Origin of the sequence: Enterobacter cloacae complex sp. IR5412 (assembly GCF_049237385.1) — a bacterium.
Lineage (GTDB): Bacteria > Pseudomonadota > Gammaproteobacteria > Enterobacterales > Enterobacteriaceae > Enterobacter > Enterobacter intestinihominis.
In genome coordinates this window covers 187982-197233 of sequence record NZ_JBMKHQ010000003.1, presented here as the reverse complement: position 1 = coordinate 197233, position 9252 = coordinate 187982, and the positions used below count along the sequence as shown (strand labels likewise).

12 protein-coding genes and 1 pseudogene are annotated in these 9252 nt (G+C 51.6%); 8 read left to right on the top strand and 5 right to left on the bottom strand.

Features of this window, described 5'->3' with window-relative positions; all coding sequences use genetic code 11:
• Together ACOTX2_RS07250 and ACOTX2_RS07245 are read right to left on the bottom strand one after the other, a co-directional pair.
• Positions 1-172 (bottom strand): annotated as a pseudogene (locus ACOTX2_RS07250) (alpha/beta hydrolase); the annotation flags it as partial.
• 86 nt (positions 173-258) lie between these two features.
• Positions 259-432, bottom strand: coding sequence for a GhoT/OrtT family toxin (locus tag ACOTX2_RS07245; RefSeq protein ID WP_074136296.1), 174 nt, complete (start codon positions 430-432; stop codon positions 259-261).
• A 243-nt stretch (positions 433-675) separates the two neighbouring features.
• Between ACOTX2_RS07245 and ACOTX2_RS07240 the strand changes: the two genes are divergently transcribed.
• From ACOTX2_RS07240 to ACOTX2_RS07230, 3 genes are read left to right on the top strand one after another with little or no spacing between them, the layout of a single operon-like run.
• Entirely contained in the window at positions 676-1002 is a 327-nt protein-coding gene (locus ACOTX2_RS07240; protein ID WP_015570441.1) for a DUF1971 domain-containing protein, read from the top strand.
• A gap of 27 nt (positions 1003-1029) precedes the next feature.
• On the top strand, positions 1030-1383 hold the full coding sequence (locus tag ACOTX2_RS07235) for a DUF1971 domain-containing protein (RefSeq protein WP_003856958.1): 354 nt from the start codon (positions 1030-1032) through the stop codon (positions 1381-1383).
• 3 nt (positions 1384-1386) lie between these two features.
• The gene (locus tag ACOTX2_RS07230) at positions 1387-1569 is read left to right on the top strand and encodes a DUF1869 domain-containing protein (RefSeq protein ID WP_003856955.1); all 183 of its coding nucleotides are present in this window, start codon (positions 1387-1389) and stop codon (positions 1567-1569) included.
• A 35-nt stretch (positions 1570-1604) separates the two neighbouring features.
• Here the strand turns inward: ACOTX2_RS07230 and patD are convergent, their stop codons facing one another.
• From patD to ACOTX2_RS07215, 3 genes are all read right to left on the bottom strand, one after another.
• Positions 1605-3029: an aminobutyraldehyde dehydrogenase gene (gene patD / locus ACOTX2_RS07225; protein WP_063147268.1), complete on the bottom strand. Its 1425-nt coding sequence runs from the start codon at positions 3027-3029 to the stop codon at positions 1605-1607.
• 139 nt (positions 3030-3168) lie between these two features.
• On the bottom strand, positions 3169-4593 hold the full coding sequence (locus tag ACOTX2_RS07220; RefSeq protein WP_038416126.1) for a PLP-dependent aminotransferase family protein: 1425 nt from the start codon (positions 4591-4593) through the stop codon (positions 3169-3171).
• Positions 4594-4675: 82 nt separating this feature from the next.
• A complete protein-coding gene (locus tag ACOTX2_RS07215) occupies positions 4676-4864 on the bottom strand; it encodes a hypothetical protein (protein WP_017693360.1) in 189 nt (62 codons plus the stop codon).
• A 417-nt stretch (positions 4865-5281) separates the two neighbouring features.
• Between ACOTX2_RS07215 and ACOTX2_RS07210 the strand changes: the two genes are divergently transcribed.
• The 5 genes from ACOTX2_RS07210 (at position 5282) to ACOTX2_RS07190 (ending at position 9162) form a co-directional block, all read left to right on the top strand.
• Positions 5282-5764 carry an Hcp family type VI secretion system effector gene (locus ACOTX2_RS07210; RefSeq protein ID WP_063147267.1) on the top strand — a complete coding sequence of 161 codons (483 nt, stop codon included), beginning with the start codon at positions 5282-5284 and terminating at the stop codon, positions 5762-5764.
• Complete coding sequence (locus tag ACOTX2_RS07205) at positions 5761-6240, top strand: DUF2778 domain-containing protein (protein WP_072053791.1); 480 nt, start codon at positions 5761-5763, stop codon at positions 6238-6240. Before ACOTX2_RS07210 ends, ACOTX2_RS07205 begins: the two co-directional genes overlap by 4 nt.
• 383 nt (positions 6241-6623) lie before the next feature.
• Positions 6624-8018 carry a cytochrome ubiquinol oxidase subunit I gene (locus tag ACOTX2_RS07200; RefSeq protein WP_063147266.1) on the top strand — a complete coding sequence of 465 codons (1395 nt, stop codon included), beginning with the start codon at positions 6624-6626 and terminating at the stop codon, positions 8016-8018.
• Positions 8019-8023: 5 nt separating this feature from the next.
• A complete protein-coding gene (gene cydB, locus ACOTX2_RS07195; RefSeq protein ID WP_046621377.1) occupies positions 8024-9034 on the top strand; it encodes a cytochrome d ubiquinol oxidase subunit II in 1011 nt (336 codons plus the stop codon).
• Positions 9034-9162: a DUF2474 domain-containing protein gene (locus ACOTX2_RS07190; RefSeq protein ID WP_017693358.1), complete on the top strand. Its 129-nt coding sequence runs from the start codon at positions 9034-9036 to the stop codon at positions 9160-9162. The genes cydB and ACOTX2_RS07190 overlap by 1 nt, the downstream gene beginning before the upstream one ends.
• The last annotated feature ends 90 nt before the right edge of the window (positions 9163-9252 follow it).

Below are 9252 nucleotides of genomic sequence, written 5' to 3'. Positions count from 1 at the left end.
GATCGATCAGAATGGCTCTGCGCCCCCCGAAACGGGTATCACAGACAATACGAGGATATTCATACGACGATGCACAGCCCAACCCGTGGATAAACACAACCGGGTCACCGAAACCGGGAAGATCCTGCCAGCGCACCGTGCAGCCTGCTTGCTGTGAATAGAAACTGTTCATAAGCACTCCATGTATGACGGACTGTATATTTATACAGCCTCAATGTATGGAATGCTATGTCTGGATGCCGATTCTTGAACCGTGCTTCAGAAAAGAGAGATTAACAGGGCAACAGGAAAGCTCATCGGCCAGGTAGATCCCACCAGGAATGCGCTCAACAGGCGAATACGTTTACGATCTTTAGACAGGAACCAGGTAATTAATGCGCAGATGGAGGCCATGATTGCGTAGAACACCAACATCTTTTGAAACAACGTCATTCTGTTTACCTGAGCCGAAAAATAACCGCACGCAATATGCGTCATATGTTGACACAGATCAAGTTTTTTCGTTACACAATAACCCCTTAATTATTAATGATAATAACAACTGAGTACCTTGTGTAACAACGCCGGGTAAAGCAAAACGGTTATTATTGATAACATGCAAATTAAATGCACTTTTTGATAAATCCATCCCCTCAGAAAGCAGTCTAATAACAGCAGGCTTTTAAGGGAGGAAACATGCTACGCATTCCGCAGAGTTGCATTCACACCCGTTCCACGCCTTTCTGGAACAAAGAAACGGCCCCAGCCGGCATTTTTAAACGTCACCTGGATACGGGCACGCGTCCGGGCGTTTACCCTCGCCTGTCGGTGATGCGTGGCGCAGTGCGTTATCTGGGCTATGCTGATGAATTTACACCTGAGCCTGACAGCGAGCTCGTCATTGAAGCGGGTCGTTTCGGCGTTTTCCCGCCAGAGAGATGGCACCACATTGAGGTGATGACCGACGACACCCTGTTCAATATTGAATTCTTTGTTGAACCTGAGGTGCTTAAGTCCCTTTAAGCGCCCGCCAACATGAAGGAAACTATTATGTTACGTATTCCTGAAAACTTTGTTCATACCCGCTCGACGCCGTTCTGGAATAAAGAGACCGCCCCAAAAGCGCTTTTTACCCATCACAACACCAAAGCCGGCGTGTACGGTCGGTTGTCCGTCATGCAGGGTGCGGTGCGTTACTTTGGCTTTGCCGATGGCGACGCCACCGAGCCCGATCTGGAAGTGGTTATTGAGGCCGGTTCTTTTGGCATCTCCCCACCGCAAAAATGGCACCGCATTGAGCTTCTGACCGACGACACCTATTTTAATATCGACTTTTTCGCGGATCCTGCCGTCACGCTCAGCGGTGCGGGTATCGGTAAAGTGGTCAACACGCATAAGGAGTAAATAATGGGTAAGGCTACCTATACCGTGACCGTCACCAACAACAGCAACGGCGTGTCGGTGGATTATGAAACAGAAGCGCCAATGGAGCTGTTGATTCCGGACGTCGCGGCAGATGTCGTGAAGGATCTGGTGAATACCGTTCGCGCCTACGATACGGAAAATGAACACGAGGTATGTGGCTGGTAAGCTGAATCGCCCGGCACTGCGCCGGGCATGAGGGTTTAGTGTTTAAACATGACATGTCGGACTACCGTGTAATCCTCAAGTCCGTAGACCGACATATCTTTACCATAACCGGATAACTTCATCCCGCCGTGCGGCATTTCGCTCACCAGCATAAAATGGGTATTGACCCAGGTGCAGCCATACTGCAACCGTGCGCTGAGGCGATGGGCGCGTCCGACGTCTTTTGTCCAGACGGACGAGGCCAGGCCGTATTGCGAATCGTTAGCCCAGTTCAGCACCTGCGCTTCATCCTCAAATTCTGTCACGCTGACCACCGGGCCAAACACTTCTCGCTGGACGATCGCATCTTCCTGCTTCGCCCCGGCCAGCAGCGTTGGCTGGAAGTAATATCCTGCCCCCTCTCTTTTACTGCCACCGGTGACGACGCGGATATGTCCAAGGGCTTTGGCTTCATCCACGGCAGCGCAAACGCGGGAAAGATGCGCTGCGGAGCTGAGCGGGCCCAGCTCCGTTGATGTATCGTCCGGCGCGCCCATTTTCAGGCTGGTAACAGCTGCGCCCAGCTTTTCGACCAGCGCGGGGTAAATCCCCTTCTGGGCATAGATACGACAAGCTGCGGTACAATCCTGACCAGCATTGTAGAAACCAAACGTACGCACGCCTTCAACCACGGCATCCAAATCTGCATCGTCAAAGACAATGACCGGCGCTTTTCCGCCCAATTCCATATGGGTACGTTTAACTGAAGATGCGGTATGCCCGATAATATGTTCTCCGGTAGCAATAGAGCCGGTGAGAGAAACCATACGGACTTTTTCGTGCCCGGTCAGCGGATCTCCTACGGTTTTGCCGCGACCAAAAAGCACGTTGAGCACGCCTGGCGGGAAGATATCTTTCGCCAGTTCCGCCAGCTTCAGCGCCGTCAACGGGGTGATTTCAGATGGCTTGATGACGACGCAGTTTCCCGCCGCCAGCGGGGGCGCCAGCTTCCACGCCGCCATCATCAGAGGATAGTTCCAGGGCGCAATAGAGGCGACAACGCCAACCGGGTCGCGGCGGATCATTGAGGTATGTCCTTCGAGGTATTCTCCGGCAGCCAGCCCGTTCAGGCAGCGGGCGGCCCCGGCAAAGAAGCGAAACACATCGACCACGGCCGGGATCTCGTCCCCCTGGACACAGTGCAGCGGTTTCCCGCAGTTAAGGGATTCCAGATTTGCGAACGCGTCAGCGTTGGCTTCTATCACATCAGCCAGTTTCAACAAACTTTCGGCGCGCGTTTTGGGCGTCGTTTGCCCCCACTCAGTGAACGCGCGATCGGCAGCCTGGACGGCAGCGTCCACCTGTGCTGCCGACGCTTCAGCAATCTCCAGCAATACTTCACCCGTGGCAGGATTGTAAACCGCCTGCTTCTCACCCTCGCCGGTCACCAGTTCACCATTAATCAGCAGTTGATTTTGCATAGCATCGTCCTGTTGAAATCGACATAGTTTTCGCTGTCAGCACACGTTCTGGCGGGTCGATGCGTGACAACGTCACGTCACCAATCCGCACTCCCTTACTAAAGGTAGACCGCGCATCATGTCGCTTCAGGAATTTTCATCAAGGTGTGACTGGGGGCAGCATCATTTCGCGAATTAACGCCGCCAGTTGGACGACCGCCTGCTCCTCCCGCTCGCCCCATCCCCATGAGGTATTGAAACGGAAAAACGGTGTCCAGATATTGGAGGTGGAAAACATTTTGCCGGGCGCAATGCTGATTTGATGAGTTAATGCCTTTTCACTCAACTGCCCCGCATCCAGCTGTTCAGGCAGTTCCAGCCATAAAAAGTAGCCGCTGTCGTTATGATGGATCTTGACGCCAGCAGGCATATGGCGCAAAAGCGATTGCCAGGCCTGCTGTTTGCGTTCAGCAAGCGTGCGCCGCAGGCGACGAAGGTGGGCGTCGTAACGTTTGGTCGCCAGGTAATCCACCAGCGCCAGCTGCATGGGGGAGCTGGTGGATAACGTACTCATCAGCTGTAACTGCTGAATACGGCGCGCATGTTTTCCCGCCGCCACCCAGCCAATACGGAAACCGGCCACCAGACACTTAGAGAATGAGGAGCAGTGCAACGTCATATCCTGCTTATCCCAGGCCTTTGCCGGAAGCGGCTTTTCGCGGCCAAAGTAGAGTTCGCTGTAAACATCGTCTTCAATCAGCGTGACGTTATGCCGGGTTAATAAGGCCACTAGCTGAGCTTTCTTCTCTGCACTCAGCGTGAAGCCGAGCGGGTTCTGACTGTTGGTCATCAGCCAGCAGGCTTTCACCGGATAATCATTTAACGCCTGCTCAAGGGCACTGAGATCGATGCCCTCACGCACGTCAGTAGCAACCGACAGCGCTTTCAGTTTCAGACGTTCAAGTGCCTGGAGTGCGCCATAAAAACAGGGGTTTTCGACGATAACCCAGTCACCTGGTTCAGTGACAGCCTGCAAACTAAGGTTGAGTGCTTCGAGCGCGCCCGCGGTGATCACAATTTCGTCCGGGGAGATATTCATCCCCTGCTGAGCGTAGCGACGGGCAATGGCATGACGTAAGTCAACGTTACCCGGCGGCAGGTTTTCAATCACGCTCATGGCCGTGGCCGTTTTACTGACATTAGCCAGCGAGCGGTTGAGTTGCTGAAGCGGGAATAGGCGCGGATCGGGAAATGCCGAGGCAAAAGGGACAACGGAGGGGTCGCGGCTGGCCTGTAGCACGTCGAAGATATAGGTGTTGATGTCAACTACTTCATCGCGCATCACCTGCGCGGGCGGTGCTGGCTGGTGTGTGGTCGGACGGGCGGCAACGTAATAGCCTGACTGCGGTCTGGCAACAATGCGCCCCTGACTTTCCAGCATCTGATACGCGTGGCCCACGGTCATGAAACTCATGCCGCTGCTTGCCACCTGCTCTCGCAGAGAAGGCAGCTTATCGCCCGGCAACCATACGCCAAGCTCAATCTGCGAGATAATTTGTTGCGCCAGACGCTGGTATTTTTTCATCAGATTCTCCTTATTGCTGACAGTGTATATCAGCAGGAGAAAAAGAGAAGAATTTGCTAACTGTTATGGGAAACGCGGTAGATTACTTGCGGTACTCAGTAATGTGATTCTGAGCAGAACGCGCTGCGGCCAGGTGGTCGAGCGTGATCATCGACGATTTGCAGAAAATGCATTTTGCGCCGAACGGATTTTTGTCAGACACATCAAAAGCTGAGGTGCGGTACTGCGAGCCATGACAGCATGGGCAGCGGAAATGGATATAAGAAGTCATAGGATTCTCCTGTAAACGTAAAAACGTAAATTACTCATGAGCCGATCAGGCAAAAGTTGGTTCGATACAAAACTAATCGGAATGTAGATAAAGACCCAAGAGAGGCTGCGGAGAGGCACAACGTGATGAGAACTGCTTTATAAAACTACGTCAGATATTTATTTGGATTCAAAACCAGAAATCCATTAACGCATGTTGCTGGCGACAAAGCAAGCTGTTTAATGCGTAAAAATCATAAAAAGAAATTTTTTATTCAAGATTGTCTACAGCTTCATTGATTATTCAAGAAACCGATTTCGAAGCACCAACACATAACACATTGAAATATAATTGTTTTATATGGCATTTTATGCCTACCTGGTTGGTTCAACAGAGGTATTAACTTTTCAGATTCACTCAGAAAAAAGGAACTATAGGATGGCAATTCCAGCATACCTCTGGCTAAAAGATGACGGTGGCGCGAATATTAAGGGCTCTGTCGACGTTGTAAATCGTGAGGGAAGTATCGAAATTTTGAGTTTTGGGCACGGCCTGTATCTCCCTACCGACAACATGACCGGTAAGATCACAGGTACCCGTATTCATAGCCCACTTAATTTTGAAAAAGAGTTCGACAGCTCAAGCCCCTATTTGTACAAAGCAGTAGCAAAAGGACAAACCTTAAAAAGCGCTGAGTTTAAGTGGTATCATATCAATAATGCAGGCCAGGAGGTCGAATACTTCAACATGCTACTGGAGAACGTGAAAGTTGTCTCTATCTGCCCACTCATGCATGATATAAAAAATCCCGCGACTGAAAAACATAACCATCTCGAAAGTATCGCACTTCGCTACGAAAAGATTACCTGGAAGCATTGCGACGGGAATATTCTCTTCTCTGATGAATGGAAAGACAGATGATTCGATGTACTTTTCATTTAAACGGGGGACAACTTTCAACGCTGAGCTGTCCTGGCCTGGGTTTTTTCCCCGCATATTCAGGAAACTCAGGTCACAACAGAAACAATCCTGATGCCGTTTCAACGCCTGAGGTAGGGCCATTACCACCCGGACTCTATTATATCGTTACACGTCCTCGAGGTGGGTTAGCTACCCACTGGCATGATGTTATCAAAGAGTTTGAAAGCGGATCGAACCGTGATTTTTGGTTTGCTCTTTATCGTCATGATAATCACATTGACGATACAACCTTTATCAACAGAGTTGAGCGAGGATCTTTTCGTCTACACCCTGCGGGACAGTCCGGTATTAGTAATGGATGCATCACATTACCAAACCATGCTCACTTCAGAATATTAATGCATGGACTACTGGCGTCCGGCACAATAAAAGTCGCTGCTGGATTAAATGCACTTGGCACCATACAGGTATATTGATGAATGCAAGAAAACATGCCCTTACGTGGGTGGTCGAAACATTGATGCTTTTCATTATTTATTCGCTGGTATGCTACATCATGCCGGATGTTTTGCTTTATCACCTCTACACCAGACATTTTGGATTTGTAACTGAACTTGAATGGAGTGAAAGCTACACATTATTACTTTTTATTTTTTCCTTTCTGCTTAACGCCGTATTGATCTACCTTTGGGCGTTACGAAAGTGAGCGTTAACATGGGCTGTAATATTACCGCCCGATACAAGTTTCACATAGACGGTCAAGAAAACTGTTATAGATAAATAACATCGGTCTGTCTCTGCAACCCAGACCTGGCAAAGCTTAGAATGGCATCGAATTTTTTGCACTGCGGAGTTTTGCATGTTTGGTTTCGATGCGTTTCATCTTGCGCGAATACAGTTCGCCTTTACCGTATCCTTTCATATTATTTTTCCGGCGATAACCATTGGCCTGGCGAGCTATCTCGCCGTGCTGGAAGGGCTGTGGCTGAAAACAAAAAACCCCGTCTGGCGTTCGCTGTACCATTTCTGGTCGAAGATCTTCGCCGTCAACTTTGGGATGGGCGTGGTCTCCGGCCTGGTGATGGCTTATCAGTTTGGCACCAACTGGAGCGGGTTTTCGCAGTTTGCGGGCAGCATTACCGGCCCTCTGCTGACCTATGAAGTGCTCACCGCGTTCTTCCTTGAGGCGGGGTTCCTCGGGGTAATGTTGTTTGGCTGGAATAAGGTCGGGCCGGGGCTGCACTTCTTTTCGACCTGCATGGTGGCACTGGGGACCCTCATGTCTACGTTCTGGATCCTCTCGTCAAACAGCTGGATGCAGACACCGCAAGGGTATGAAATCATCAACGGTCAGGTCGTTCCGGTGGACTGGTTTGCCGTGGTGTTTAACCCCTCCTTCCCTTACCGCCTGCTGCACATGTCGATAGCGGCATTTCTCAGCAGTGCACTGTTTGTCGGAGCCTCCGCGGCCTGGCATTTGCTGCGCGGAAACAACACCCACGCTATTCGCACCATGTTCTCCATGGCGTTGTGGATGACGTTGATCGTAGCCCCTGTTCAGGCACTGGTGGGTGATATGCACGGGCTTAATACCTTAAAACACCAGCCCGCGAAAATAGCCGCCATTGAAGGCCACTGGGAGAATTCGCCGGGTGAGCCTACTCCACTGCTGCTGTTTGGCTGGCCGGATATGGATCAGGAACGGACCCGTTTTAGCCTTGAAATTCCCGCTCTCGGCAGCCTTATCCTGACCCACAGTTTCGATAAACAGGTTCCGGCATTGAAGGAGTTCCCAAAAGACGATCGCCCGAACGCCACCATTGTCTTTTGGTCTTTCCGCATCATGGCCGGTTTAGGGATGTTGATGCTCTTCCTGGGCATGGTGGCGGTCTGGCTGCGTTACAAACAGCGCCTCTACACCTCACGTTCCTTCCTGTGGTTTACTCTGCTGATGGGGCCATCCGGGCTAATCGCGATCCTCGCCGGATGGGTAACAACGGAGGTCGGCCGCCAGCCCTGGGTCGTCTATGGGCTACAGCGTACGAAGGATGCGGTTTCCGCACATGGCGATCTGCACATGAGCATCAGCTTGCTGGCCTTCTTCGTGGTTTATACCGCGGTGTTCGGCGTGGGTTACAGCTATATGGTGCGTCTGATTAAAAAAGGGCCGCAGCCTTATGAATCCTTCGCGACTGAATCCGATGGCCGCCCTGCTCGTCCGCTTTCTGCCGTCACCACTGAATTTAAGGAGTAACCGTAATGGGTATCGATCTTTCCATTATCTGGTTCGTGATTATCGTTTTCGCCACGTTGATGTATATCGTGATGGACGGTTTTGATCTGGGGATAGGCATACTGTTTCCGGTAACGCCGAATGCGGACGATCGCGACGTAATGGTCAACAGCGTGGCTCCCGTCTGGGACGGCAACGAAACCTGGCTGGTGCTTGGCGGTGCGGCCCTGTTTGGCGCCTTTCCTCTCGCCTATGCGGTGATCATCGACGCGCTAACCATTCCACTGACAATAATGCTGATCGGGCTTATATTTCGTGGCGTCGCCTTCGAATTTCGCTTCAAAGCGACTCCGGCGCACCGTCCGTTCTGGGATAAGGCCTTTATTGGCGGGTCAATTGTGGCGGCCTTCAGCCAGGGCATCACCGTCGGCGCGGTCATCCACGGGTTCAGCGTCACCGGTCGCGCTTACAGCGGTGGTCCGTTTGACTGGTTTACCGCGTTCAATCTTTTCTGCGGTGCGGGTCTTGTGGTGGCTTACGCGCTGTTAGGATCAACGTGGCTGGTAATGAAAAGTGAAAATGCCCTGCAACAGCGGATGCGTCAGGTATCGAAAGTGCTTCTGCTCCTGCTTCTGGTATTCATTGCGGTAATCAGTATATGGACCCCTCTCGCCCAACCAGCCATTGCTGCGCGCTGGTTTACGCTGCCGAATCTGTTTTATCTGCTGCCCGTTCCTGCGCTGGTTGCGATCCTGAGTCTGTGCCAGTGGCGCTGCCTGAACGATCCTGCGAGCCATACCCTGCCGTTTATCATGACGTTAGGGCTGGTTTTTCTTGGATTTAGCGGGCTTGGGATCAGCATCTGGCCGCATATCATCCCGCCGGACATTACCCTCTGGCAGGCCGCTGCGCCAGCCCAAAGCCAGGGCTTCATGCTGGTGGGCGCACTGTTGATCATTCCTGTGATTCTGGTCTACACCTTCTGGAGTTATTACGTTTTTCGCGGAAAAGTACAGCATGGGGAGGGTTATCACTGATGCAACAACCTGTATGGAAACGTTTGATGTGGCTTGCCATCATCTGGGGCGGCAGCGTCCTGGCACTGGCCTGCGTAAGTATGCTCTTTAAAATGCTGATGGCCGCAGCCGGGTTTAAATCGCACTAATTCATTCACCGGGTGCGTTGCCGCCCGGTCCTTATCTCGCACTTTCAGATAAACCCCATTAACACCCTGGAGGGTATGGTTACACTGAAA

Coding starts and splice junctions, on each gene's coding strand:
- ACOTX2_RS07210 (WP_063147267.1), top strand. CDS start 5,282: ATGGCAATTCCAGCATACCTCTGGCTAAAAGATGACGGTGGCGCGAAT.
- ACOTX2_RS07230 (WP_003856955.1), top strand. CDS start 1,387: ATGGGTAAGGCTACCTATACCGTGACCGTCACCAACAACAGCAACGGC.
- ACOTX2_RS07215 (WP_017693360.1), bottom strand. CDS start 4,864: ATGACTTCTTATATCCATTTCCGCTGCCCATGCTGTCATGGCTCGCAG.
- patD (WP_063147268.1), bottom strand. CDS start 3,029: ATGCAAAATCAACTGCTGATTAATGGTGAACTGGTGACCGGCGAGGGT.
- ACOTX2_RS07205 (WP_072053791.1), top strand. CDS start 5,761: ATGATTCGATGTACTTTTCATTTAAACGGGGGACAACTTTCAACGCTG.
- ACOTX2_RS07235 (WP_003856958.1), top strand. CDS start 1,030: ATGTTACGTATTCCTGAAAACTTTGTTCATACCCGCTCGACGCCGTTC.
- ACOTX2_RS07240 (WP_015570441.1), top strand. CDS start 676: ATGCTACGCATTCCGCAGAGTTGCATTCACACCCGTTCCACGCCTTTC.
- ACOTX2_RS07245 (WP_074136296.1), bottom strand. CDS start 432: ATGACGTTGTTTCAAAAGATGTTGGTGTTCTACGCAATCATGGCCTCC.
- ACOTX2_RS07220 (WP_038416126.1), bottom strand. CDS start 4,593: ATGAAAAAATACCAGCGTCTGGCGCAACAAATTATCTCGCAGATTGAG.
- ACOTX2_RS07190 (WP_017693358.1), top strand. CDS start 9,034: ATGCAACAACCTGTATGGAAACGTTTGATGTGGCTTGCCATCATCTGG.
- ACOTX2_RS07200 (WP_063147266.1), top strand. CDS start 6,624: ATGTTTGGTTTCGATGCGTTTCATCTTGCGCGAATACAGTTCGCCTTT.
- cydB (WP_046621377.1), top strand. CDS start 8,024: ATGGGTATCGATCTTTCCATTATCTGGTTCGTGATTATCGTTTTCGCC.